This is a genomic window from Nostoc sp. NMS8, from assembly GCF_017115045.1.
Lineage (GTDB): Bacteria > Cyanobacteriota > Cyanobacteriia > Cyanobacteriales > Nostocaceae > Nostoc.
Genome location: NZ_JABXKK010000027.1, coordinates 22,183 through 46,675 on the forward strand (window position 1 = coordinate 22,183; position 24,493 = coordinate 46,675).

22 protein-coding genes are annotated in these 24,493 nt (G+C 39.0%); 13 read left to right on the forward strand and 9 right to left on the reverse strand.

Going from position 1 to position 24,493, the window contains the following annotated elements; translation table 11 throughout:
- Nucleotides 1-565: 565 nt before the first annotated feature.
- Together HWQ39_RS03080 and HWQ39_RS03085 are read left to right on the forward strand one after the other, a co-directional pair.
- The gene (locus tag HWQ39_RS03080) at nucleotides 566-1,819 is read left to right on the forward strand and encodes a serine/threonine-protein kinase (protein WP_292841409.1); all 1,254 of its coding nucleotides are present in this window, start codon (nucleotides 566-568) and stop codon (nucleotides 1,817-1,819) included.
- 185 nt (nucleotides 1,820-2,004) lie between these two features.
- Nucleotides 2,005-3,084, forward strand: a complete 1,080-nt coding sequence (locus HWQ39_RS03085) for a substrate-binding domain-containing protein (protein ID WP_292841412.1) — start codon at nucleotides 2,005-2,007, stop codon at nucleotides 3,082-3,084.
- Nucleotides 3,085-3,145: 61 nt separating this feature from the next.
- Here the strand turns inward: HWQ39_RS03085 and HWQ39_RS03090 are convergent, their stop codons facing one another.
- A complete protein-coding gene (locus HWQ39_RS03090; protein WP_292841415.1) occupies nucleotides 3,146-3,943 on the reverse strand; it encodes a trans-aconitate 2-methyltransferase in 798 nt (265 codons plus the stop codon).
- 384 nt (nucleotides 3,944-4,327) lie between these two features.
- Between HWQ39_RS03090 and HWQ39_RS03095 the strand changes: the two genes are divergently transcribed.
- The 6 genes from HWQ39_RS03095 to HWQ39_RS03120 all read left to right on the forward strand — a co-directional run bounded on the left by HWQ39_RS03095 (nucleotide 4,328) and on the right by HWQ39_RS03120 (nucleotide 9,078).
- Nucleotides 4,328-5,983, forward strand: coding sequence for a peptidoglycan-binding domain-containing protein (locus HWQ39_RS03095; protein WP_292841418.1), 1,656 nt, complete (start codon nucleotides 4,328-4,330; stop codon nucleotides 5,981-5,983).
- 66 nt (nucleotides 5,984-6,049) lie between these two features.
- Nucleotides 6,050-6,217, forward strand: coding sequence for a hypothetical protein (locus HWQ39_RS03100; RefSeq protein WP_292841421.1), 168 nt, complete (start codon nucleotides 6,050-6,052; stop codon nucleotides 6,215-6,217).
- Between the two features lie 317 nt (nucleotides 6,218-6,534).
- Nucleotides 6,535-7,608: a hypothetical protein gene (locus tag HWQ39_RS03105; protein WP_292841424.1), complete on the forward strand. Its 1,074-nt coding sequence runs from the start codon at nucleotides 6,535-6,537 to the stop codon at nucleotides 7,606-7,608.
- Between the two features lie 50 nt (nucleotides 7,609-7,658).
- The gene (locus tag HWQ39_RS03110; RefSeq protein ID WP_292841426.1) at nucleotides 7,659-8,069 is read left to right on the forward strand and encodes a hypothetical protein; all 411 of its coding nucleotides are present in this window, start codon (nucleotides 7,659-7,661) and stop codon (nucleotides 8,067-8,069) included.
- Between the two features lie 112 nt (nucleotides 8,070-8,181).
- Complete coding sequence (locus tag HWQ39_RS03115) at nucleotides 8,182-8,583, forward strand: hypothetical protein (RefSeq protein WP_292841428.1); 402 nt, start codon at nucleotides 8,182-8,184, stop codon at nucleotides 8,581-8,583.
- 213 nt (nucleotides 8,584-8,796) lie between these two features.
- Nucleotides 8,797-9,078 (forward strand): hypothetical protein, encoded by a 282-nt coding sequence (locus tag HWQ39_RS03120; protein ID WP_292841430.1) that lies wholly within the window; start codon nucleotides 8,797-8,799, stop codon nucleotides 9,076-9,078.
- A gap of 25 nt (nucleotides 9,079-9,103) precedes the next feature.
- Here the strand turns inward: HWQ39_RS03120 and HWQ39_RS03125 are convergent, their stop codons facing one another.
- The gene (locus tag HWQ39_RS03125; RefSeq protein WP_292841432.1) at nucleotides 9,104-10,885 is read right to left on the reverse strand and encodes a tetratricopeptide repeat protein; all 1,782 of its coding nucleotides are present in this window, start codon (nucleotides 10,883-10,885) and stop codon (nucleotides 9,104-9,106) included.
- Nucleotides 10,875-12,167, reverse strand: a complete 1,293-nt coding sequence (locus tag HWQ39_RS03130; RefSeq protein WP_292841435.1) for an ATP-binding protein — start codon at nucleotides 12,165-12,167, stop codon at nucleotides 10,875-10,877. Before HWQ39_RS03130 ends, HWQ39_RS03125 begins: the two co-directional genes overlap by 11 nt.
- A 756-nt stretch (nucleotides 12,168-12,923) precedes the next feature.
- Between HWQ39_RS03130 and HWQ39_RS03135 the strand changes: the two genes are divergently transcribed.
- Both HWQ39_RS03135 and HWQ39_RS03140 read left to right on the forward strand, forming a co-directional pair.
- The gene (locus HWQ39_RS03135; protein ID WP_292841438.1) at nucleotides 12,924-14,246 is read left to right on the forward strand and encodes a hypothetical protein; all 1,323 of its coding nucleotides are present in this window, start codon (nucleotides 12,924-12,926) and stop codon (nucleotides 14,244-14,246) included.
- Between the two features lie 813 nt (nucleotides 14,247-15,059).
- A complete protein-coding gene (locus HWQ39_RS03140; protein WP_292841441.1) occupies nucleotides 15,060-15,620 on the forward strand; it encodes a nitrate transporter in 561 nt (186 codons plus the stop codon).
- Nucleotides 15,621-15,623: 3 nt separating this feature from the next.
- Here HWQ39_RS03140 and HWQ39_RS03145 read toward each other — a convergent pair whose 3' ends face one another.
- The 5 genes from HWQ39_RS03145 to HWQ39_RS03165 form a co-directional block, all read right to left on the reverse strand.
- Nucleotides 15,624-17,027, reverse strand: a complete 1,404-nt coding sequence (locus HWQ39_RS03145; RefSeq protein ID WP_292841444.1) for a collagen-like protein — start codon at nucleotides 17,025-17,027, stop codon at nucleotides 15,624-15,626.
- Nucleotides 17,028-17,185: 158 nt separating this feature from the next.
- Nucleotides 17,186-18,208 (reverse strand): NADP-dependent oxidoreductase, encoded by a 1,023-nt coding sequence (locus tag HWQ39_RS03150; protein WP_292841446.1) that lies wholly within the window; start codon nucleotides 18,206-18,208, stop codon nucleotides 17,186-17,188.
- Between the two features lie 345 nt (nucleotides 18,209-18,553).
- Nucleotides 18,554-19,147: a GNAT family protein gene (locus HWQ39_RS03155; RefSeq protein ID WP_292841450.1), complete on the reverse strand. Its 594-nt coding sequence runs from the start codon at nucleotides 19,145-19,147 to the stop codon at nucleotides 18,554-18,556.
- 12 nt (nucleotides 19,148-19,159) lie between these two features.
- Entirely contained in the window at nucleotides 19,160-19,594 is a 435-nt protein-coding gene (locus HWQ39_RS03160; protein ID WP_292841452.1) for a VOC family protein, read from the reverse strand.
- A 103-nt stretch (nucleotides 19,595-19,697) separates the two neighbouring features.
- The gene (locus HWQ39_RS03165; protein ID WP_292841455.1) at nucleotides 19,698-20,111 is read right to left on the reverse strand and encodes a GNAT family acetyltransferase; all 414 of its coding nucleotides are present in this window, start codon (nucleotides 20,109-20,111) and stop codon (nucleotides 19,698-19,700) included.
- A 153-nt stretch (nucleotides 20,112-20,264) separates the two neighbouring features.
- Between HWQ39_RS03165 and HWQ39_RS03170 the strand changes: the two genes are divergently transcribed.
- From HWQ39_RS03170 to ssuD, 3 genes are all read left to right on the forward strand, one after another.
- Nucleotides 20,265-21,026, forward strand: a complete 762-nt coding sequence (locus tag HWQ39_RS03170) for a dienelactone hydrolase family protein (RefSeq protein ID WP_292841458.1) — start codon at nucleotides 20,265-20,267, stop codon at nucleotides 21,024-21,026.
- Nucleotides 21,027-21,253: 227 nt separating this feature from the next.
- Nucleotides 21,254-22,300, forward strand: a complete 1,047-nt coding sequence (locus HWQ39_RS03175) for a sulfonate ABC transporter substrate-binding protein (protein ID WP_292841461.1) — start codon at nucleotides 21,254-21,256, stop codon at nucleotides 22,298-22,300.
- A 17-nt stretch (nucleotides 22,301-22,317) separates the two neighbouring features.
- Complete coding sequence (ssuD, locus tag HWQ39_RS03180; protein ID WP_292841464.1) at nucleotides 22,318-23,478, forward strand: FMNH2-dependent alkanesulfonate monooxygenase; 1,161 nt, start codon at nucleotides 22,318-22,320, stop codon at nucleotides 23,476-23,478.
- 228 nt (nucleotides 23,479-23,706) lie between these two features.
- Here the strand turns inward: ssuD and HWQ39_RS03185 are convergent, their stop codons facing one another.
- Complete coding sequence (locus HWQ39_RS03185) at nucleotides 23,707-24,333, reverse strand: PadR family transcriptional regulator (RefSeq protein WP_292841467.1); 627 nt, start codon at nucleotides 24,331-24,333, stop codon at nucleotides 23,707-23,709.
- Nucleotides 24,334-24,493: the final 160 nt, after the last annotated feature.

The following is a 24,493-nucleotide window of genomic DNA, read 5'->3' on the forward strand; positions in this document are numbered from 1 at the left end:
TGCTGTAACTTGATATCCAAAGGATGAAGTTCGCAAAGTTATGCGGATTTCGTTGAAGGAGACTTATTGTAGAGACGCGATAAATCGCGTCTTCAAAGACCAATAATTGCTATTTTTTAGTTTTGTCGAACTCAGGTTGATATGACAAAGCGATCACCTTTAGTAATGATGAAAATCTGGTAACAAAATTGTGGCGCACACTGTAAGTGTATTTGTGCTTTAAATTCAAATTTCCCGGGATTTGTTCAGTAATAAGACTGATAAGTTAAAATAAATAAGCTTCATGACTCCTGGATATTCCTTCTGCCCACAGTCCTAAATACTGTGGATTAGTGTTAGATTTACTTAAGTGACAAGATTACAGACTACTCCAAAAATAAATTTTATATTAAAATACCTATAAAGGTGTTGAATAAACCAATCAAGCGGCTAACGATCAAACAGATCCAAAGTATCGATCGTCTAATCAGATGAATGCCTTCAATACTAGTAAATCTAGCCGTAGGTATTCATAACCTCACTCAAGCTCTGAATGGTCAGTAAATTAAAAAGTAGTATACGCCACATGAGCCAGAACCCTTTAGTTAGAAAAACACTCCGAAGTCGCTTTGAGACTGTCAAACTGATGGGAAGCGGAGTATCTGGTAGTACTTACTTGTTAGGAGGTGCTACACGTAATAGATATAAATACTCTATCGCCAAAAAAATACTTCGGAATCGCTTTGAGATTGTCAAACACTTAGGAAGTGGAGGCTCTGGTGATACCTACTTAGCTGTTGACTTGGATTTACCAGGACAACCCCATTGTGTCGTCAAACATTTCCACCCAAAAGATTCCAATCCTGCTGTTCTACCCATTGCTAAAAAGCTATTTGCTCGGGAAGCAGAAGTTTTATACCAACTAGGCAACAACCACGATCAAATACCGAGACTGTTTGCCCATTTTGATGAAGATGGAGATTTTTATTTAGTCCAGGAATTTATTGATGGTCATGCATTGACTCAAGAAATTATACCAGGTCAGCGTCTTAGTGAAAATGCAGTCTTAAGTTTATTAAAAGACATCCTGGAAGTGCTGGCCTTCGTCCACGAACACAATATTATTCACCGAGATATTAAGCCTCAAAACTTAATGCGGCGCTACTCCGATCAGAAGATTGTGCTAATTGACTTTGGGAGTATTAAGAAAATTGGTGCTTTGGGAGCAGGCTTAACAATTGCTGTTGGAACTCCTGGTTATATGCCAAGCGAACAGGCTAAGGGAAAGCCAAAACTTTGCAGCGATATCTATGCAGTAGGGATGATTGCCATTCAAGCTTTAACAGGTTTGATACCTGAGCAATTACCAGAAGATCCCAATACTGGAGAAGTTATCTGGCGCGATAAAGTACAGGTAAGTGAGGCTCTAGCAAATATTTTAGATACAATGATTTGCGATCGGTACAACCAGCGTTATCAGTCTGCTACAGAAGCTTTGCAAGCGCTTAATTCTGCTCTGCTGTCATCACAATCTTTACAATCTGCTGGCATCAACCAAAACGCTGATGATAGCTATTGGCTAACTTATAGAAACTTTATTTTGCTGCTAGGTATAGGTCTTGGTGCCGCCACTAGTTTGATAGTAATAGTTTTAATCTATACATTTATTCATACGGGGACATCCCTTCCGAACCAACCTACTCAATTAAAGAGATTTCTAGAAAAATTTGTTGAGTTACCGTTAAATAATACGAATATCCTAATAGACAAATCAGCAGCTAACAGAGGAGTTTGTCAAAACAATTGCACCATTGCAAAGACTGAAAAAGAGCAAATTTAGTCTCATCACATTAGAAAGAGTTAACCATCTAGTAGCAATCTTGAAGAAGAATTATGTTTGATAAAACTAGATATTAACTATTTATGAAAGATTTATTTTAAATCTAAATATTTAAAGATCACTGTAGAGTAAATACTTAAGTATTCCTGTAAGATAAATACAATAAACAATATTAAATTAAAAAAATGGACAATACAAATCAAAAAAAAGCTTTAATTAATGCTGAAATCGGACTATTTCTCAGAGGTTTGATTATTGGTAAAGTGCTGACACTTATGGTTATTGGCGGATTGCTTTGGTGGTTACTGAAGCCGAATTTATCATCCCGCAGTAGCGCTGATTCTTCCTCCAATCAAAGTTTAAAAGCCGTTTCTAATAATGCATCCACTTTTGGGACAGTTGATAATGTCCCCACTGCTTCATTCAATTATGGAGGTAGTACAGCTTGGGCATCTATCCGGCAATTAGTAGATTCTCAGATCCAGAGCGATCGCCCCGAACTACAATTACGCTATGTAAACCCTATTAATGGTAGCCCTGGTTCTAGCTCAGGTATTCGGATGTTGCTGGATGGGAAACTAGACTTTGCTCAGTCCTCCCGTCCTCTTACAGATGAAGAACAAGCTATGGCAAAAGAGCGAGGCTTCACCCTTGAGCAACGTCAGATTGGTATGGATGGGGTAGCAGTGGTAGTCAATCCATCACTCAAGATATCGGGTTTAACTGTTGAGCAATTGCAGCAAATTTATTTGGGGCAAATTACCAACTGGAATCAAGTAGGCGGGCCAAACCTAGCCATCACAGCTTTTTCTCAACGACCAGAGGATGCAGATACAGTAATATTCCCTAGTAACAGCAACTTGAAGGGGCAAGCACTTGGCTCCAATGTGCAGTATGTCTACTCGACTACAGATGCAGTGCGCCAACTCAGTAAAAACCCTGGTGGTGTGTATTACGCTTCGGCTCGTTCAGTAGTCTTTCAATGTAGTGTGAAGGCTTTGCCATTAGGTAGCACTTCTGGTCAGTTAATTCCCCCTTATCGGGAGCCGATGGTGTCGCCTGAGCAGTGTCCACGTCAGCGCAACCAGCTAAATACTCAGGCGATCAAAAATGGCAGCTATCCTATAATTGCTAATTTGTTTGTGATTATTAAGCAGAATAAAGGTCGAGAACAGCAGATTGGGGATGCATACACCAAACTTTTATTAACTGACCAGGGGCAAAGGGCAATTGAGCAAGCTGGTTTTGTCGGGGTTCGTCAGTAGATTTGACGGTGTTAGTTATTGTTGAGTGCGATCGCGTGAGGCATTTTGGCCTGTAATTAGACTACAATCGCTGGGCTACGTACAAAGTAGTTAAGTAACCTTTGGTAATGTGACCATTGAATTTAGTATTAATTAACTCAGTGATCGCATCGAAAAAATGCGCCCTTTTAATGTTATCCAAACTTAGATGCCCAGAGTAGGTATTTAATAGGTTGAGATATGTCGCAGTATCATATTCTGCATCCCATCGATAAGAGCGATATGTCACTTCACCAAAGAGGCCTGTTTGCTCAATTTCGCACATTTTAGTAGGTACTTCATGCTCAGGATGAAGAAGCTTGTCATCCTTAAATATTTCAGGAACCAAGCGGCGATATAACTCCTGCACTTCCTCAAAGAAGCCATTACTAGCATCACTGTGTACGTGTTCATTCCAAAATAGCGCGATCGCTCCTCCAGGACTGAGCGCTTGCACAGTTTTTTCGTAGGCAATTGTGGGATCGAGCCAATGAAAAGCAGTCGCCGCAATCACTAAGTTAAAAGCATTCTTTTCTACTGGCCAATCCTCAAAAGCTCCAATACGAACTTCTACTTGCGGATAAGTAGCCAGTTTTTGTTGGGCAACTAAACCGAGATTTTCACCTAGCTCAATACAAAGGATACGATAACCTCGACGCGCAAAAGTTATAGTTGCCTGACCAGTACCACAACCAATCTCTAATATCCTTCCTTGTGGAGTTATTCCTGATAGAGACACCACATCGTCAAAAAGCGCCTTTGGATATCCTGGGCGTACCCGATCGTACAGCAGCGCTACCTGATTAAAAGTAGTTCTTAACTGACTTCTCTCATCCGTCATAGTGTTTATGTACCACACCAGATTGTAATTATATAGCATCAGGATTTATACTTGATAATTTCTAAACTTCCTGGCTTACTGCTACAAGTAGAAAAAGTTTTTTAGACTGAAAGCCCCTTCCTTATTCGATTTCGGAAATACTTACTAGGACAATGGGCAATCTTTGGAAAAGTCATCAACAAGCCGTAACTAACCTCAATACACTAGCAAGATCCGACTTTTCCCGACCTTTTCTCACCGCCAAACTTTATATCAGGCAGTAGAGTATTTATATAAGTATTTCTAGAAGAAGCTTAGACAATAATTAAACGCGTGCAGTAAAGCGATCGCAAGCAAATTAATCATTATCTAAGATTTACAACATAATCACATAGGAAGATAAATATGGCTGAACATCCTCATGGAGTTTGGATTTGGAATTTATCTAAAATTCGTACTGACTATCTAGATAAACTTGTGGAACGTCAAGTCAAACGTGTTTACTTAAAAGTTTTTGATGGTAGGCGTAATGGGGTTCTTAACCCCACTTTTTGGGATTGGCAGTGTTCTTCGACAATTATTCAAGATTTTAAGTCTCGTGGCATCCAAGTTTATGGATGGGGTTATCATTACGGAACTTCTGATGTTGATGAACAGGTTGCTAAAGTTAAGCAAGCAATTAATTGTGGACTTGATGGATATGTAGTTGATCTAGAAAAGGAAGTTGAGAACCATAGTACTCACCCAGATGTCGAAAAACTTCTGCAAAAGCTGCGTTCATTAGTTGTACAAGGGACATTTGGTTACAGCAGTTTTGGTAATCCTACAATTCATCCCGATGTACCCTGGAAGATTCTGGATAAGCATTGCGATTTAGCTTTCCCACAAATTTATTTTGAAAAATGGACGAAAAAACGTACACCAGAAGAAGTTAAAGATTGCTTTGATGCTCACAAACAATTTGGGTTAACAAAATTAATTCTGCCTATTTGGGGATCGGAAGATGAAACTTTCACAACGTATCATTTAAAACTTGCTACTGTTGAAGAACTTCAGGATTATCTTAATAACGCTCCAGGTTCATCAATTTGGCGCGTTCCTGAAAATGGGGAACGTGCAGAAGCTTGGAATTTAAAATATTCTGGCTTTGAATTACCGATTCTCGAACGCATTCTTCGTAATGGAATAGCTGGAGATGATGTGAAAGCACTGCAAAAGGCGTTGAACGCGAGAGGGTTTAATGCCGGAACAGTTGAAGGTGATTTTGGAGATAAGACGGAAGTTGCAGTCCGAGCATTCCAAACAAAAGCAGGTATCAGTGCAGATGGAGAAGTTGGTGAAGAAACTTGGGCCGCTCTCGGTGGTGAGTTTGAAGACAGGCCTAATGATGATGACGATAGCGATGATAATTCCCTTGCTCAATTAGTTAAATACGGGGATTTATCGGCAAGTGATAAGACAAATATAGAGAATGGATTCTATTTTCCTCCTGCATACGGTAATCGATTTTCAAACTCAGCTATTTCTTCAAGCCCCAAACGATGGCAAGGAGAACCAGGACAAAGAGCGCGGTATCTTCAAGATGCTGATATGCCGATTGTTGCTAACTCAAATAATCGTTCAGCAGAACAAATTCGCAAAGTCATAGATTATTTCAACGTTGCGGACAACAGTAATAAGCGTTACGCGAGAGAACCGGGGGAAACCTACTGCAATATATTTGCAAGGGATGTGATGCTTTGTCTACGCGCTCCTTTAACTCACTGGGTTGGAACAAGTGAACAAGGTGCAAACGAGATGCATGACTGGTTAAGTAAATCGGCAAATGATTGGGGTAAAGTTACTGCCGATGAAGCATCACAAGCAGCCAGTCAAGGTATTCCTGCTTTAGCTTGCTGGAAGAATTCTAGCGGAATTGGACATATAGCCGTAGTCCGTCCTGAAAAAGGTGAGCCAAACAAGCCACGAATTGCTCAAGCCGGGGGTAAAAATTTCAAGAATGGTTTAGTAACTGATGGATTTGGCACTCGCTCTGTTAGTTATTTCATCTACAAAGGATAAATAAAACTTGTTGTGGAGTAGTCAACTCCACAACTCAAAATACTAATTTTTGTAAGGAATGCCAAAATGAAAATTTCCCGTAGACTTCGGACAGAGCTATTGCTAATTGCTTTTGATTTAGGCGATGGTGAGGTAAATGACCTAGAAACAATGTGTGAAACTTTAGAGGCTATTGCTGTGGAAGGTAGAAAAGAGCTTGAAGCAAGGAAAAAGGAAAATAAAACTACTAGTTAACTTTATTTTTACCAAAACCGAGTTTTAGAGGCTGTTCAAGAAAAATAACGTATAGGAATAGGGCAATCTATAACGATAAGTTTCTTTACATTTATCATTATTGTCAGTATGCTTTATGTCATATTGAAACACTTACTAACACCTGAATTATGACCTTTTTAATTAGTTCCAAACAGCCTCTTATTCGGTGTGATCGCACTAGGACTTTTATAAAGCTACTTATAACTGGAGTACAGCGAGTCATTCAGGCATTATCTACGATTTAGAAAATAGTCATAAAAAATGTTGATTATTTATTATCAAAAGGAACTTGTTAATTGAAACAAAAATTTTCTAAATTAAAACAAAGTGTAATATTGATAACCTTTGGACTTTTAATATCTAGTTGCGGACGTGATATACCGTCATTGGAAGAAGTTGATAAAGCATCTGAAAAGTTGAATGCTGCTGCTGTTGACATCTCAAGAGATATGTATGGTTCATGTATTAGAGCAACTAAGTTCTTTGGAACGCCAGCTTCTCCTACTATGTTCTCTGAGCGAGAACCAGAAGAAAAGTTCTGTGATGAGAATTATCCGCAAATATCTTCAGTAATGGGAAATGCGAATAAGGTTTTGATTAATTATATGAATGTCCTTGTTCTTATTGCTAGAGGAGAAAGCGAGAAAGGCGAACCTATTTCCTTCGATGAAAGTTACAAAAATCTTGGCGATTCGCTGGCTAATCTTAAGTTCTCGTCTTCTCGTACAGCAGCACCGCAAACTGTATTTAAACAAGAAGAGGTACAGGCTGGAGTTGCGATCGCTAAATTTCTCACTAACTTTTTTACAAAGGAAATGCGCCGCAACAATTTGAAGAAGGCGGTTTTATGCACCGATGGCGATATTCAGGCTTATATCAAGGGTAAAGGTGCAGTCGAGGGACAACCTGAACCGGGTGGACTAATTGCGATCGCTAACAAAGTTTACATTGATGGGTTGCTGGTTGAAGAAGCAATCAGTATTCGTACTTACTTTAGCGAATCCATTGCCCTACTTGGAGATGATCTGAGGAAAAACCCTCTAGAGTTTATGACTGTAGAGGAAAAGTATAACAATGCGATGGACTTGGTACGCGATCGCAAGCAAAAAGCTCAAATATATACTGAAATTTTGAGGAATTTAGCATCATTACACGCATCTCTCAAAAAAGAATTTGCCAAAGATAATGATATTCCTTTAACGGCTGAAAAATTTGATAACTACTGTCAAGACTTATTTAAGCCATCTGAAACCAAAACTGTAGATAAAAAAGAATCCCAGGAAATTAAAGTTGAAACAATGCAAAGAGTTCAAGCAACTATCGCCAAACACATGAAAGTTATACAACCATTGCTTCAAAAGCTTCAGTAATAAAACCTAAGCGCCATTGATAAAAGTAAATTCAGGAGTTAAATAAAATAATGGAAAATCAAGACTTTAACAATTTACTAATTGCCCACAAAATAATCATTGAAACTATTAATTCACAACAAGAAATAAGCAATAGTTTTTTGCTAAACCAAAAGATTACAGTCGATAATTTTGAGAAAATATTTGATGAAATTGAAATACCATTATGCAAAATTGCTGACGATATAGCAATTGTTGTTCACCAGAAACTATTTAATCCAGTAACAGGCTACAAACAAGAAATTGAATTAATATGCTCCAAAATTCAAGATACTATTGAAAATTCTGAAAATTTTCAGAGTTTAATTACAATTCTTAGGAAATTAGTGGATTTTTTTGACAAAATTATAAATTACGAAGATACATATCCTGAAACGTCCAAAATACTTGATGGGGTCGAATCTATCTGCAATCACTATTAAGTAGTGAATTTAGAGTTCAATTCAGGTAATACCACGAAACTCTATTATGAAATTAAATCAACAGGACGTTTTAGTTGTTTGATGTTATTCATTTATTACAAAGGAATAAAAGATGTCACAAGATGTAACTGACTTTGAACTCTGCCGAAAATTAATCTATCAGATTGTTGAATTTTCTCTAAAAAGACGTAATGAACTGTTTGTAGAAGGCAAGATAGATAAAGTTCAATATATTGCAATCCGCCAGAAAATTGAGGAGCCACTTCGCAGAGAAGCCAAAGATTTAACAATTAAAATATCCGGTAATATTTTTAAAGACATGTCAGTATACAAAGATCAAATTGATATAGTTACAGGTAATCTAAAACAAGTTATTGCTCAGATTCAAGATTACAATAATTCTATCAATTTTTTCACCAGAGTTATTAACTTTTTTGGTAGCATTTTGAGTGCTGCAAGCTCAGGTATTGCTGGAATTCCAAATCTACTTATCAACCTCCAAGCAATTCTGTAGTAGGATTCTTGAGCATCAACTAGCCAATGCTAAAAAATATCTGGATTAAGCTGATTATTTAATTTGATTCAGATATCTAATTAATAATGCTGCATAGCATTAAACTTGAAATTCCCAAAATATAATACTGATATTAAATATCAGTATACAGCCAATAAATTGATAGAATTTAGTTAGCGATCGCTTAGTCATTATTCATTAGAAGCAAATAAAATGCAACTAGATCCAGCCCTTAAAGAAGAATATCAACAACTCTACAGAGATTGTAAAATTACATTATTAAATATCAGCCAAATTGATACTATTATTAACCGGATTATGGACAATCGCGCTCGCTATAAAAAAGTAGAAAGAGTAACTGATGTTCCTTGGTTTATTATTGCAGTTATTCATCAACTGGAAGCTAGAAGTTGCGTAGTTTACCGCCATAGGCATCGCACTTGCCAATCTACGCTGATTTTATGCGATTGTATTCTGTGTAACTTAATGAATTAATGCGATCGCACTTTCTACAACAAGATTATATGCGATCGCACTCTCCATTATTCTGCATTACTGCGGCAAGTTTTTCCAAATTTTGACGAACAGTGACACTACGGAGATGATTTACACCCCAAACTCGCTCACAAATATCTAAAGCTTGCAAATAAAGGGGTTTAGCTTCGCTGTAACGTTCTGTGGCACGATAGATTTCTGCTAAATTGTTGAGACTTTCGGCAACATTGGGATGATTTTCTCCCAATAGGTGTTTATCAAGCTCTAAGGCTTTTATACATAAGAGTTCCGCCTCATTGTAACGTCCCTGTTCTCTATACATATAACCCAAAGCATAGATAGTATCTGCTAGAAGCGGATGCGCTTTTTGTAATACACGCTGCTTGAGTTCTAATGATTGCAAAAACAGTGATTCAGCTTGCTCGTAGCGTCCTTGAGCGCGGTATATTAAACCTAAATTGTGCAAATCTGTTGCAACATCAGGATTCTCTTCTCCCAAAAATCGCTTATCTAGTTCTATTGCTTGTTGCGACAACGGTTCAGCTTCACTGTAACGTCCTTGATGATAATAAAGTAGCGCTAAATTATTCAGTATGAGAGCGAAAGAAGGATGATTTTCGCCAAGCAAACGTTTTTCGAGTTCTAATGATTGCAGATATAGAGGTTCTGCTTCGTCATAACGTCCTTGTTCATCATATAATAATGCCAAATTGTTTAGACTAGCGACAACATCAGCATGATTTTCTCCTAACAGGCGTTTCCTAAGTTCTAAAGCTTGTTGATATAAAAGTTCCGCTTTATTATATTGTCCAGTAGATTTGTAGAGTCCTGCCAAATTATTCAGGCTAGTCGCAAAAGAAGGATGATTATTTCCTAGCAGGCGTTTCCTCAATTCTAAAGCTTGTTTATATAAGGGTTCGGCTTCGCTGTAGTTTCCGATTGCACGATATATTCCTGCTAAATTGTTGAGGCTAGTAGCTAAGTCTATCTGCAAACCTAATTCATTTTGTAACTCACTCGCCTGACGCCAATATTTAATTGCTAATTCTTGTTCTTCTTGATAATTTTGAGATTCACCCCGCTCTAATCTGCTGCGGTAAATATCACCTAACCTTGAATATAAAGTAGCCAAGGTGGGATTTTTTGTTCCTTGCTCTTGTTCTATTTTCTCGATTAACCTTTGTAAATCTTGTATGGGTAAGAAAAAGTGATTACTTTCATTAGTATCTGTGCTGGCTAATTCTGTGTCTCTAAAAACAAAGCGGATATTTTCTAATTCTCTACCAGGAATAGCATTTGTCTTTTTAGATTCAAACCGAAATACACCATTACGCCAACTCCAAAAATCAGGAGCTTTTTTAATCAAGCTAACTAAAATTTGGTTAGTTACCCAAAGTACGATCGCAAATGGAAATTCGCGCAATCCTTCCCTTGTCCACTGTAAGTAACCAAAAAATTTCTCCTGTTCTGATTGCTCTTTTCCCAACCTGAGAAAATAAAGTTGTTCAGCACCCGTTACAGTGATTACCGCCGGGTTCTGCTGACGTAGATATTCTTCTTGTTGTACCAGTTGGTTAAGAGCAGCTTTGAGGCTTGGTTCCTGACGTGCTAAAGTTACTCGATATAGACGGAAGGTGGGTTGTAATTCGGCTTCATACTCGGCAATAATATCATCACGAAAGCTAGCATCATCGCAAACCCCAATCAGCAAATTTAATCCCCGCTTTTGAGCTTCAATAGAAACAATTAAATCATCATACGCATCTTGATTTTCTCCCTCATCATCTAATAATTCCTCATTTAACATTAATAGCTCCCTGTCTTCTCAAGCTTTCGATAATAATTGGATGAACATCGTACCAAGTTTCATCAGTGCGATATTCTAGAACATATAGCCCATGTAGCAAATCCAAAAACTCTGCTTGTTTGGGGTCATTAGGCATAAATTGTTCATAAACACTCTGTAAAATATCGATATCAATCTTTCCTAAACGGATAGAAAAATCATTGCGAATTTTATTGATTGCTTGCAGGAGAATTTTATCATCAATAATAACTTCTGCTGAGGGATTTCGCCGAATAGTCCGCAAACATATACGGCAACATTCCTTAGAGATACGAATTAACTCTCGCAATACACCGCCACTGTAAATCACAATTTTTTCAGCAGTTTCTGCCGCGATTAATTCACTAGGAATGCGCTTTTGTAAAACTTCACCAAGAATCTTTGTTGCTTCCGGGCGAGGTTGGGCATTAGGAAAGCGATTTTTACCTTTATTAAATATTTTTAATACAGGCATTGCTACCACTTGATCGTTGGTTTCAGTAGTAATTATTGTGCTAATAAATGTTTCCCGAAGGACTGCGATCGGTATGGTGTAGATAATTTGAAAGTTAGGTTGACAAAGAGCTTTAATATTATCCCGATAAATTTCGTTAACTCTACCTAAGTCCAGTTTATCTAAATCATCAATAATTACTAAAACATTTTGTTTAGTTGCAGCTTGAATTAGAGCCGCAATTTCATTAATTCTGGCGACTAAATCTGATAACTTGCGTTCAAACTCTTGCTTAATTTCATCCCGAACGCTAGCATCAGCTTTTAATTTAGAGCTAATCAATTTTAAGAGGTCAAAACCTATACTAGCTTCTGCCTGCAAATTTAATTCTTCAGTACGAGTACGGGTAGCAAACCACTTATAAAGAGCTTCTTTAGTAGATTGCGGAATATCAACTTTACGTGCTTCTGCCTCTGTCATTAAATTAACTGCGATCGCAAACAGTATATTAATATGATTAACAGCCGACATTTCAATTTTGTCAGCAATAGAAAACAGAACTACAAAATATTTATCTTGAATTTGTCTGCTAAACTCAGCTAACAAAGTAGACTTACCACATCCCCGATGTCCTGTAAAGACAATTTTGCCATCTCCATTAGGACTATCTTCGACTAATTGGTTCAGGTCTGCAATTAAATCATCACCATATTCGACTCTAAATCTTTCCATTTCGTTCCGTTCCATCAACGGAAATAGTTCGAGATTACTGTATGCTTCTTGAAATGAGTTTAATAAGTCTTGAGACATTGGATAGTGCCGGAAACGTGCTAACTATCCATATAATGGCTCATGATTTTTCAAGTAGAAGTTCAAGCAATTACAGCTTTACTAACTCCGTCAATAAATGAGTACTAGGTGATACTGTCGTATGTTTTTAAAGAGGATACTTTGTCTTCCACAATCTCAACCGAGAAGCAAGTAATAGAGGTGAATCTAAATAAGAGTGAACAATAGATTATACATTCGATAAATCTAAATAAATAATAGATTATACATTTGAAATAGTGAAAGTTACCTAACAAATCAAGAAAATTAAATTTTCATTTATAAAATAAATTTTTAGCTTGCTTTGCTTCCGTATCCTCTTGCTATCCATAAGATAGTAAAGTTCAGTAATTCCTACGATGTGCTATGACGTTTCCCATTCAGATGGGGTACAACGTTATATCGCCAGGTCTAGAGGCAATACCAATACCTGCGGGAGGCCGCAACTCTTGGAGAGGCTTGTCTGCGACACGCTCCGCGAACGCCAACCCGAACGCGTCTACATGAATTGCCCCTACACCTTGCAATAAAGTTCAGATAGAGCAACACAACCCTGATGTAGAGATGCGATTTATCGCGTCTTGAAATACCAATTATCTATACCAATAACCCTTAACCCAAGCGTATTGGGTTATTAAGATAAGTTGCACAGCGCATGACAAGTTTTTTAATATACATAATCACTCAAGTATGGTTACACTACCGACATAGTAATCACTGGTGGTGGAATACCGAACGATGTATAAAAACGCTAAAAAATTTACTGCTATTTTTATGTTGGTTTTTCTGTTGATTGTTTCTATCAACTTTGCAGTAATTGCTCAAGATAGTTCAGATGTCCCTGCTGTGAATTTTGCATCGCCTCAAGTCTGTTCAGTGCCTCCTAATCTCAAAACTCAACAAGTCATTGCTGACAACGATCGCACTCAAGTTACAATGGGCGATCGCATCAGGATAAGAGTTGAAGGATTAGTAGAAGCGACCAGAAATGCAACGGCTAAAAATCCATTTGATCCTCGCCAATTAGTGTTGTACCTAGATGGCTATGAACTAGAGGATGTCCACGGAGAACCAGTCACGGTCATGATTCCGGGTAAAGATCAAAGCAAAATTATTGATGATAATTGGTTAGCCTTTCTACTGAAACGTACCAACTCGTCTCAAGCTGCATGGAATACGCTTCTTGGTCAAGGAAGCAGATATAGTATTAACGCGATCGTGGGAGTAGGCTGTCCCAAGAAACTAGCGATTCCGGTGAGTAATCCTCTATCACCTCCTAAATTAAAAATAGTTCTATTATCATGGCGATTTTGGCTGTGTCTGCTTCTAATTCTGGCTATTGCATTAATATTCATTAGATATTGCCGAAATGCTCTTCGTAGCCCTGGAATAGAAGGCGTCTACTCTAAAAAAGAAATAATCGATACTGGGGAACTGTTAATCCCACAAAAGCTTGAAGTTCAAAAACGAACTAGGAAAAGCCGAATTGCTCAATTTTTTCTTGGTAGAAAAAGTTTTAACAAAAACCCCTTCAGTCTCTCGATATCTCAGCTTGCTTTTTGGACGTTTCTAATTTTTGGTTCTTACCTGATTATCTACGGCATAACAGGAGATTATGCTAATATTTTGACTCGGCAATCACTAATTTTATTAGGAATTAACTCTGTAACTGCATTTGGTACTTCGTTAATTGATGGGCAGGGTAATGAGGAAAATAGAAAAGGTAGTCAAGGAATTTCTGAAGGTTTTTTTACGGATATATTATCGGATATTAATGGAATCAACTTTCATCGGTTCCAAACATTTATTTGGACAGTTGCGATCGGACTATTCTTTGTTTTGGAGGTGATTAAAAATCTGGCAATGCCGGAATTTGATGATACACTGCTGACACTACAAGGAATCAGTGCTGCAACATATCTTGGACTCAGAGGGCAAGAGCAGCATGGTATGACAAAAAATCCAGAATCTTCATCCAAAGAAGATAACTTATCTGAACCACCCATTTTAACAAAACAAGACAATCCACTAGAGAGCGATCCATCGATTCCTCCTAACTAAATCTTAGAGGTTGTTTGACATGTGATTAGTTGGGATTTTAGGCACTTTTAGATCCCCCTAAATCCCCCTTAAAAAGGGGGACTTTGATTCTTCCCCCTTAAAAAGGGGGTCGCCGTAGGCGGGGGGATCTTAACCGAACCGTATTGGGTTAGGGGGGATCTAAAAGTGCCTAAAATTACAGCCAATCACTTTTAAAACATCCTCTTAGTGTCAAAAACCTTTAGTTGTGTAGGTTGGGTTGCAATACTGTTCGGTTAAGGCAAGAGATGCGATGAATCGCCGTCTCTACAATAATCATTCTTTTGTAGAGACGGCGATTTATCGCGTCTTTGAAATTTATAATTTTCATCAAAAAACCTTAACCGAAAGGTATTGGGTTGGATTGAGGAATGTAGACATTTCCAGGGCTTTGTTGGCTTGCGCTTTGCTTCACCCAACCTACAATTTTTCTTAACTTAACCGTATTGCTAATAACAAAATTTGCTATTTCTTTAGTATTAAAAGTTATAGATATTTATACTTAGTGTAATCATCAAGCAACTAAATTATAGAAATTGTATTGAATTTACTAATCAGGATTTCCTTTTCTGATAAAGTTTAGTAAAGACAAATTTTACCTCTTCTTTGTACTACTCCTCTCAAATCGTAATCATACCTAGTTTTTTAATTAGCTATTAATAAGGAGAAGATATAAAAAATCTTGTAGAAGTCAAAAATAAGGTGTAATTAAATACCTTTTCAATTTACGGTTTTGTGTTGATGCCGCAGTATTTCCCAAATGTTTTCTATGAGAACTGAGGCAGAGAAAATAATATGTTTTTAGACATTGTAGCTAGTCTACAACGGTTATTTGTTGGTTACATTCCCGCCGTTGTATTGGGTAGTTTTGTTGGATATTTTATCGGTATGAATAGCGTGATTTATCAGCTATTTAGACTGATATTTCAGATACCGCATAGTATTCCTCCTATAGCTTTGCTACCTATTGCCTTAATAGCATTTCAAGAGAGCGACACAGCTGCTATTATAGTAGTCTTTATAGGAACTCTCTGGACGATGATCATTAATACAGCAATAGGTATGCGACATTTTCAGAGACAGAATAATAACTTTCGAGTAGCTATTTTTCATATATTTCATGCCTTGAAAGTTAGCATTTGGGTAGCCTGGTTTATAGTTATTGCCACAGAAATGTTAACAGGTCCAAAAGGACTTGGCTTTACTCTTTGGGAGGCTTATAAAGCTGGCAATACTGATTATATAATCCAGACAATCATTTACATCGGGATTATTGGCTTTTTGCTAGATCAGTTACTAGATTTCGCAGCTTATATTCTCTCGCAAATGGTTTCAGACGGGAAAAAATCTTCTTAAACTTTATCTAGGCTTGCGAATTGCACCTTGCCAGCTAATAGTTTGCTTGGCAGAACGTATTCCCAATGAACGAGTTGCTATAACTTCAATATCAACATTGACACCAGGGCGTAAAGCTTCGTCAGAAATTTTCAGCTTGCCCAAAGCTAGAGTAAAACGGTTGTAGTCACGAGTTACAAGTTCGTTGGGAATATCCCCTTCATATTCAGTTTTGTAACCAGAAAAACCATGTAAGCTATCCTGGGCACGAAATTTTACGCGAAACTGAGTATTAATGGCGTCAGACTTGGCTGCCAAATCGACTATTTTTAAGTTAAGGTTTTGTCCGGCATCGGCAAATTCTGCCACAGCCAACCGGGTGACATCTTTTTTGGCAATGGCATGGTTAACGGTAAATGTTGTTAAGTTAGTTTCACTTTTGCTACTACCCTCAACCCATAATTCCTCAGGAAAAGTAATTTCTACTTGTTTGTTATCAGTTAAATTTAGTGTTACAGCTTCATTACCAAAGCTGCTGATGGGTTGTCTTTCTTGCCAAACTACTTGAAAAGCCTCTTCTAGACGTTGTTCAAACTCTCGATAATCATCAGCGATCGCAGCACCAGGCGCAAGTAGAGAAGCTGCCCCTATGCGTTGATTCCACTTGTTCTTTGAGAGGTTGAATTGTTTGTTTATCAGTTGCGAAATTGCTAGCTGCACAGTTGGATTATCAGCGGCCAAAGCTTCCTTGCTATTGACAATACTCAAAGTTCCTAAGCGTCCTTGGCTACCATCGCTACCATCAGTGCCATCTCGTCCATCGCTACCGTCACTACATCGATAAACTTTCTCAGTACACTTATAATCAGGACTACCAGGAGTTCCCTGGCAGGTTTTCACTTCCCATCTGCGTCTATGACAGTTACAACCCTGCGTACCGTTACCACCTCGACCGCCGCGCCCGCTTTTTCCGCCAGTTGCCCTAATGGAAATGTTTCGTAAATCTGCCAAATTGCTGTAATACGCTGTCAGGGAACCGCCATTTCCCCCATTTCCTCCTTTGCCACCGTTACCGCCGTTACCACCATCTGGTGCGCTTATATCGTGGCTGACGCGATCGCGTTGGGAACCACAGTCAGGTTGATCGCCATGTTCCCCGTCTTCCCCGTCTTCACCATCTTTACCCGACAAGTCAAGATTTAGAGGTGAACCATTGACAAAAATATTTTGGTTTTCACCACTGCTACCATCTCTACCAGATCGCCCATCGGTTCCTGTACGTCCGTCTCTGCGATAATTTCTGGCTATTTTATAGTATTCGTCAGAGGCAACGGCTGGACATAAAACTGAACCAGAAGCAGGCAACAAGCTAGTAAATAAGCAGAATGTCAGCAGTAGTGGTAGCTTACTCCTAAAACCATTGTGCATCTAGTTACACCTAAAACTTTAGTTGGATTATCTACTCCTGACGCTGATTTCCAACAATTTGCTCCCCTTTATTCATTGATATGCCAAAATTGTCGCCCATTTAGAAATAATTTGAGAGATTCAGAGTTCCCGACTTCTTGAAGAAGTCGGGAATCTATTTAAGCTGCTGTTGGGTCATCATTGACCTTAACAATCAACTTGCCAAAATTATCACCTCGAAGTAAACCGATGAATGCAGCAGGAGCCTTTTGTAAACCATCAGCTATATCTTCTTTATATTTGAGTTGACCAGATTGCAACCATCCAGAAACATCATGTAAAAAATCGTTAAATCGATGTTGGTAATCGCCAACTAAAAAACCTTTAATCAAAGCCCGTTTGACTAGCAGGGGTCTTAAATTAGGCCCTGGTGGAGTAGATGTAGCGTTATACTCCGAAATCAAACCTACTAGTGGAATTCTTGCCCCAAGGTTGATCTGCTGCAACACAGCTTCTAAAATTACACCTGCGGTATTGTCATAGTAAACATCAATGCCATTAGGTGCTGCTTCTTTAAGCGCTGAATCAAGTTCTTGAGTTTTGCGATTAATGCCAACATCAAAACCTAATTCCTTAACTATATAATCCCGCTTATCGTCACTCCCCACAATTCCCACTACTCGCGCACCTTTAATTTTGGCGATTTGACCTACTACCGCACCGACAGCACCAGAAGCAGCTGAAACCACAACAGTTTCACCTTCTTTCGGTTGACCGATATCAAGTAAAGCAGCATAAGCAGTTAGACCAGGCATACCCAGTACACCTAAACTATAGGATAAAGGTGCTTGAGTAGGATCAAGTTTACGCAGTGTCTCACCTTTAGATACAGCATAAGTTTGCCAACCATTACCACTAAGAACAAAATCCCCTACTTGAAATTGAGGATGATTTGATTTAATTACTTGGCTGACTGTACCACCGACAATAACTGAACCCAATTCTATTGATGCAGCATAAGACTTTCCTGCACTAATGCGACCACGCATATAAGGGTCGAGAGATAGATAAATGGTGTGGCTAAGAATTTCGCCTTCACCTGGTTCGGGAGTTGGTGTTTCTACTAGAGTAAAATCATTCTCTTTTGGTTCGCCAACTGGACGACTTTTAAGGATGATTTGTTTATTAATTAAATCAGACATCAGTTATTTTCCTCTAAATTAATCTGACCATTTATGAGTATATAGGTGTGTGCAAGCATTCCGAAAATACTTCTACCTTTAGTGTGAGACTGCCAAAAAATCTAGGATGATTATTTTATGTTTTAAAAAACTCCACACAAGTCTAAAACCCTGATTTTCTCTTCTCCATTTTCGACTTTATGCTTAAAAAATAAATTTTTTTATTATATTAACCTACAGTTCATGTTAGCCCAAAATACTTATATAGAAGGCGATTTGTCGCATCTTTAAAACCCAAAATTGTTGGTAGTAGCCCTTAAATATCGTATTTTATTATATTAGTAACAATCAAAATTAATTAAACAGCTAATTATTGAAAAATCTGCTAATTTTCCACTCACTCCGTAAAATGCTGTAAATATAATCATCCCATAGTTTACCGTCTAACTCATGATGTTCTCTTAAAATTCCATCTCTATGAAAACCGAGCTTTTCAAGTAGTTTAACTGAGCCGATATTGAAAGCCGCAGTCTGACAATATAATTTGTTGAGTTCTGTTGTTTTCAACAGGTAATCGATAGCAGTAATTAACATTTTTGTGCCTAAACCCTGTTTTCGCAATTTTGGGTTGATGGTATATCCAAATTCTGCCGAACGATTTCGTGAGTTCATATCAAAATATCTGAATCTTCCTACAGGTTCTTCTAATCCATCAATAAGGAAAGCAAAAATTATTGCTTTATCACTTATGGTAATTCTTTGACCGTCAATAATAGGACGACATGTTTTTGTTTCTATGCGGTCAAATTTACCCCAGTCATTAAAGGATCTGTGGTGTTCAGTAGTTGCACGTTCAAGCCACATTATTAATTCACCTACGCAAAGTAGCAGAAAAGCAAGCTTTTTTAGACGCTCGCCAGAAGCTTTAAAGGAGCGTATCCACTGGCGTGCGACTTCCAATTATCTTGGTATCTAAGACAATGTTACTGAATGTCTTTCTAATAGTAACTCCTCTGTTTGTAGCTGTTCAAAAGTATTCTTGACAAACTCTGCAATTTCTATACGATTCCCACCGGGATCGCGGAGGAAAAATCGCACGTATCCGGGAAGTGGTCGTTGATCGGGAATAATTTCTACCCCATGTCTTTTTAGGTGTTCCTCAAAAGCATTCAAGTTATCGACTTGAAAACAATGATGTCGTCTAGATGTTTGGTTATTAGCGTTTTTGTCTGTACTAATGTGCAGTTCAATATCTCCCAATTTATACCATGCTCCTGAATCGTTTTTCATTACTTCAGGTCTGGAAATTTCAGTTAATCCCAAAACTTTGCTGTAGAAAAACAGCATTGCATCCTCCACCTCAAGAGGATAGGTTACTTGAATATGATGAACTGCATCAAGCTTCATAAATTTTTCTCCTAGTTTGGGTTAAATTTGGCAACGCTACAATCACTTTTTGTAGTATTACTGGCGTATTTCTCAAGTTTTTCTGTTTCAACTCACCGAAAGCTTATGTGACAAGCTTTCCCATACTGATGCGTTCTTCAACGAGATAGCCAAGTTTTCTATAAAACTCAACTACTTTTGCGTTGGATACACGAACTTGGAGATTGATTTTGAGGCATCCCATCGCTATCAATCCCCTCTCTGCGTGCTGCACTAGCTTGCTACCAATACCCTGCCGCTGATACTGAGGGCTGACTGCAACTGTGTATAGCCAACCGCGATGTCCGTCATATCCCGCCATAATAGTACCTACAATTACAGAGTTAATCTCAGCAACGAAAAATAACTCAGGCTGTACAGCAAGCTTCTGACTGATTACCAATTTTGGGCTGCTGTGCGACGGGTTATTAGGAAACACCTCATCCCATAGCGCATTAACTGATTGAGCATCAGATTCTTGGTACGGTCTTATATTCATTTACATCTCAATCAAATGACTTGCCTTTGCACATTGTTTGTGAAATACTACTCTTGAAACTACGGTAAATCGGTATTGTTTAGGTAGTATTGTACAAAACTTACCATAAAACATTTCGTCCTTAAAGCAATTAAAGGCTAATCCCTAAGAAAGATGACAAACACAGAAATTCGCACCGCTCAAGTTAAAGTTCCTAATGGAGATTTGCAGATTGATGCTTACTTAGCTGAACCAGTCCAAAAGGGAACCTTCCCCGCTGTGATCGTGATTCAGGAAATTTTTGGGGTGAATATTCACATTCGGGAAGTTGCTGAGAAATTTGCCAAAGACGGGTATGTAGCGATCGCACCAACTTTATTTCAACGCACCGCTCCTGGTTTTGAGGGTGGATACACCCCTGAGGATGTGCAGCAAGGGAGAGGTTATAAGGAGCAAACAACGGCAGAAGAAATATTGAGCGATATTAAAGCTGCGATCGCTTACTTAAGAACCTTACCAAATGTCCAAGGAGACGCGATCGGCTCCATTGGTTTCTGCTTTGGTGGCCACGTCGTTTACCTAGCTGCCACTTTACCAGATATCAAAGTTACAGCCTCTTTCTACGGTGGCGGTATTCCCAACTCAACTCCCGGTGGTGGAGAACCAACCATTACCCACACTGCCGATATTAAAGGCCCCATTTACGCCTTCTTTGGCCTTGACGATCAGGGAATCCCCTTAGAACAAACAGAACAAATTGAGGCTGAATTGAAGAAAAATAAGATTCCCCATGCCATCTTCCGCTATTCGGGAGCAGGACATGGCTTTTTCTGCAACCATCGCGCCAGCTACAATGCCGAAGCTGCTGCCGATGCTTGGAAAAACGTTCAAGAACTCTTCCAAAAGCACCTTCAGCTTCAAAAAGTGTCAACTTAACCCGAAACGGCGGTTAGAAACCGCGTCTACACAAACAAAACCCACCTCCGTGGGTTTCAAATCCTTAATTTGACCTTAATCCGCGGAGGCGGACAATGCCAGTGTAGCCGCGAATTCTATTCGCCAGGGCTATTCGCTAGAGGCGCACACATGTGCGCCTCTACGATTGAAAATCGGCAAGTATTAACCAAATAGTCAAAACCAAATAATAACAAAGTATCACATCCATGATTACCGCCTTCAAACAGCCAAAACTTAAGATTTTTCAACGTTTTTCACTATTCCTATTGCCTGGGTTATTAACAATCTCAACAACTTTAATCAGTTGCTCAGTCCAAACCCCAAACTCAGAAAATAAAACCACCGATTTGAAAGCCAAAGTTGTGCGGATGGGATATCAAAGTTCTGGGGATATCGTCAGACTGAAAGGATTGATTGAAAAACGTCTAAAGCCTTTAGGTGTTTCCGTGGAATGGGCACAATTTGCCGCAGGGCCACAACTAATGGAAGCGATGAATGTTGGTAGGGTTGATATTGGTTCTGTCGGCGAAACTCCCCCAATTTTTGCCCAAGCGGCTGGTACATCTTTAGTCTATGTTGCTAGTAATAAACCCAGTACTGGTAAAGGAAGCGGAATTATCGTCCAAAATAATTCACCAATTCGCACTTTAGCCGATCTCAAAGGTAAAAAAGTAGTTTTCCAAAAGGGTTCTGCTTCACATTACTTATTAATAAAAGCTTTAGAAGAGGCTAGTTTGAAATATAGTGATATTCAAGCCATTAGTCTGCCTCCTTCAGAAGCCCGCGATGCTTTTATTCAAGGAAAAATTGATGCTTGGGTAACTTGGGATCCTTATTTAGCTGTAGCCCAAAAGAAAGCCAATGCTCGTGTTTTGCGAGATGCTAGTGGCATTGCTACTCAGGGCGGATATTACATGGCGGCACGAAAGTTTGCCACAGAAAATCCGAAATTAGTGCGATTAGTTCTTGAGGAAATCGATAACACAGGTAAATGGGGTGAGAAAAATCGAGCAGAAGTTGTAAAACTGACTATTCCTCATCTCAAAATTGATGAAGATATTTTAACAACAATGGTTGAAAGGCGAACTTATGGGTTAAGACCAATTACCCCAGAAATTATGGAAAATCAACAGAAGATTGCAGATTTGTTTGCCAAAGAAAAAGTGATTCCTAAACCCATCAGTATTAAGGAAGCGATGCTGACTAGCGAACAATATGCAGCCATCACACCAGAAACCATCAGTCAAAAATAGAGACAGGAGATAGGAAAATGGAAGTTTTTTGGTATTTGCCGACACAGGGAGATGAGCGTTATTTAGGTACTACGATTGGCAGACGAGCAGCCACTTATCCCTATATGCAGCAAATCGCTCAAGCTGTTGATAAATTGGGCTATGGTGGGATGTTGATTGGTACTGGACAAAAACAAGATACTTGGATTGTCGCGACTTCCTTAATTTCAGTTACAGAACGCTTGCGGTTTCTTGTCGCTTTTCGTCCGGCAATTATGTCGCCTTCATTAGCAGTGAGGATGGCTGCTACTTTTGACCAGATTTCTAACGGTCGAATTATTCTGAATGTGGTAACAGGTGGCGACACCAAAGAACTTGCCAAAGATGGAATTTTCTTAGATCACGATCAGCGTTATGAACTCACAGATGAGTTTTTGACAATTTGGCGATCGCTCATGCAAGGTGAAGAAGTAACCTTTAATGGTCGTCATTTAAAAGTTAAAGGCGCAAAACTCCAATTTCCTCCCGTACAAAAGCCTTATCCCACCTTATATTTTGGTGGTTCTTCAGATGCGGCGCTCCAAGTTGCAGCCAAACACATTGATGTGTATTTAACTTGGGGTGAACCACCAGATCAAGTTGCCCAAAAGATTGCCAAGGTACGCCAATTAGCAGCAGAACAAGGTAGAACAGTACGTTTTGGAATTCGGATGCACGTTATAGTCCGCGAAACTACGCAACAAGCTTGGGATGCAGCTAATGAACTGATTCAGTATGTCGATGATGAAACCATCGCTGCTGCACATCAGCAGTTTGCTCAATCTGAATCAGAAGGACAACGCCGCATGGCTCAACTGCATAAAGGCGAGGTTGCCTCCGGCACGCTACGCGATCGCAAAAACTTAGAAACTAGCCCCAACTTATGGGCAGGTGTTGGCTTAGTGCGTGGAGGTGCTGGGACTACCTTAGTTGGAGATCCAGACACAGTTGCAGCGCGAATGTTAGAATATGCCGATTTAGGAATTGATACCTTTGTTTTCTCAGGGTATCCCCATCTCGAAGAAGCTTATCGAGTTGCAGAATTACTGTTTCCTCGCTTACCGTTACAAACACCAGCGATTGCATTACCGCAGCAAGTTGCAAGTACATTTAGTGAATTTGTTACCAAAACAGATTTACTCAAACCCCAGCCAGTGTAAGCAATTCAAAATTCAAAAAACTAGCGTGTATTTAACTCATGACACCTTAGTACAACATTGCATAAATTCGGCAAAACTCCGCGTTCCTCTGCGCTTACTTTGCGTGCCTCTGCGTTTAAAAACACTACGATTTTATAGTTCAGTTAAGCTTCTCTACCTTTACGTCCTTTGCGGTTCGTTAAAAAAAAGGATTTTAGCCTTAACTGAACGTATTGAACTCTAACCGTCTTATTTCTCAGCCAGAATCGCGTAAATTTCCCGTTTAACTTGCTCTAAAAGCTCACGCACCCGATTTATCCGCTCGATATTGCCACTACGAGCAACCTGCACCACAGCAGCAGCTAATTCTGTGGCGGCATTCCGCAACTCAATAAACTCTTGGGGCTTACCTGTGACGAAACCTTTGAAGGTATCCCAAGGAGAGTCTGAAGGTTCTTGTTGGGTACGTTCTGCTAATAATTGTCTACCCTCATCCGTAATCGTGTAAATCCGCTTGCCACCTTCCTGTGCGCTCTTGAGATAACCCCCTTCCTCTAGTAATTGGAGTGTTGGATAAACTGAGCCAGGACTGAGGCGACGGAAACCACCATAACGAGTTTCCATCTCTTTAATCAGATCGTAACCATGACTAGGATGCTCTGATAACAATTCCAGCAGAATGAACTTGATATCACCCCGACGAGTGCGGTGTTCATCTCCCCAACCACGACCAAACATTTCATGGCCAAAGTGTTTCTCATGATGTCTGCCATGATGCTTGTCATGGCCAAACCAAGACCTGACAAGCAATGAATCCTCTTCGCTAACTCCTGCCCATGCAGGTGCGCCAAAACGTGACCGAAAGTGTCTAAACATAAGTAAATCTCAAATCAACTTTCTCTAATATACGATATATCGGAATATATCGCGATATATCGGAATAGAATTTTGATGAAGATTTGTGAAGTATATAATAGCAATTAGGACTTACGCATTGACAGAATAACAAAATAGTGAATTCATAAATAAGGGTCGT

What these genes read in the sequence shown, in the direction of transcription:
- HWQ39_RS03080 (WP_292841409.1), top strand. Translation starts at nt 566, where the DNA reads ATGAGCCAGAACCCTTTAGTTAGAAAAACACTCCGAAGTCGCTTTGAG.
- HWQ39_RS03085 (WP_292841412.1), top strand. Translation starts at nt 2,005, where the DNA reads ATGGACAATACAAATCAAAAAAAAGCTTTAATTAATGCTGAAATCGGA.
- HWQ39_RS03090 (WP_292841415.1), bottom strand. Translation starts at nt 3,943, where the DNA reads ATGACGGATGAGAGAAGTCAGTTAAGAACTACTTTTAATCAGGTAGCG.
- HWQ39_RS03095 (WP_292841418.1), top strand. Translation starts at nt 4,328, where the DNA reads ATGGCTGAACATCCTCATGGAGTTTGGATTTGGAATTTATCTAAAATT.
- HWQ39_RS03100 (WP_292841421.1), top strand. Translation starts at nt 6,050, where the DNA reads ATGAAAATTTCCCGTAGACTTCGGACAGAGCTATTGCTAATTGCTTTT.
- HWQ39_RS03110 (WP_292841426.1), top strand. Translation starts at nt 7,659, where the DNA reads ATGGAAAATCAAGACTTTAACAATTTACTAATTGCCCACAAAATAATC.
- HWQ39_RS03115 (WP_292841428.1), top strand. Translation starts at nt 8,182, where the DNA reads ATGTCACAAGATGTAACTGACTTTGAACTCTGCCGAAAATTAATCTAT.
- HWQ39_RS03120 (WP_292841430.1), top strand. Translation starts at nt 8,797, where the DNA reads ATGCAACTAGATCCAGCCCTTAAAGAAGAATATCAACAACTCTACAGA.
- HWQ39_RS03125 (WP_292841432.1), bottom strand. Translation starts at nt 10,885, where the DNA reads ATGTTAAATGAGGAATTATTAGATGATGAGGGAGAAAATCAAGATGCG.
- HWQ39_RS03130 (WP_292841435.1), bottom strand. Translation starts at nt 12,167, where the DNA reads ATGTCTCAAGACTTATTAAACTCATTTCAAGAAGCATACAGTAATCTC.
- HWQ39_RS03135 (WP_292841438.1), top strand. Translation starts at nt 12,924, where the DNA reads ATGTATAAAAACGCTAAAAAATTTACTGCTATTTTTATGTTGGTTTTT.
- HWQ39_RS03140 (WP_292841441.1), top strand. Translation starts at nt 15,060, where the DNA reads ATGTTTTTAGACATTGTAGCTAGTCTACAACGGTTATTTGTTGGTTAC.
- HWQ39_RS03145 (WP_292841444.1), bottom strand. Translation starts at nt 17,027, where the DNA reads ATGCACAATGGTTTTAGGAGTAAGCTACCACTACTGCTGACATTCTGC.
- HWQ39_RS03150 (WP_292841446.1), bottom strand. Translation starts at nt 18,208, where the DNA reads ATGTCTGATTTAATTAATAAACAAATCATCCTTAAAAGTCGTCCAGTT.
- HWQ39_RS03160 (WP_292841452.1), bottom strand. Translation starts at nt 19,594, where the DNA reads ATGAAGCTTGATGCAGTTCATCATATTCAAGTAACCTATCCTCTTGAG.
- HWQ39_RS03165 (WP_292841455.1), bottom strand. Translation starts at nt 20,111, where the DNA reads ATGAATATAAGACCGTACCAAGAATCTGATGCTCAATCAGTTAATGCG.
- HWQ39_RS03170 (WP_292841458.1), top strand. Translation starts at nt 20,265, where the DNA reads ATGACAAACACAGAAATTCGCACCGCTCAAGTTAAAGTTCCTAATGGA.
- HWQ39_RS03175 (WP_292841461.1), top strand. Translation starts at nt 21,254, where the DNA reads ATGATTACCGCCTTCAAACAGCCAAAACTTAAGATTTTTCAACGTTTT.
- ssuD (WP_292841464.1), top strand. Translation starts at nt 22,318, where the DNA reads ATGGAAGTTTTTTGGTATTTGCCGACACAGGGAGATGAGCGTTATTTA.
- HWQ39_RS03185 (WP_292841467.1), bottom strand. Translation starts at nt 24,333, where the DNA reads ATGTTTAGACACTTTCGGTCACGTTTTGGCGCACCTGCATGGGCAGGA.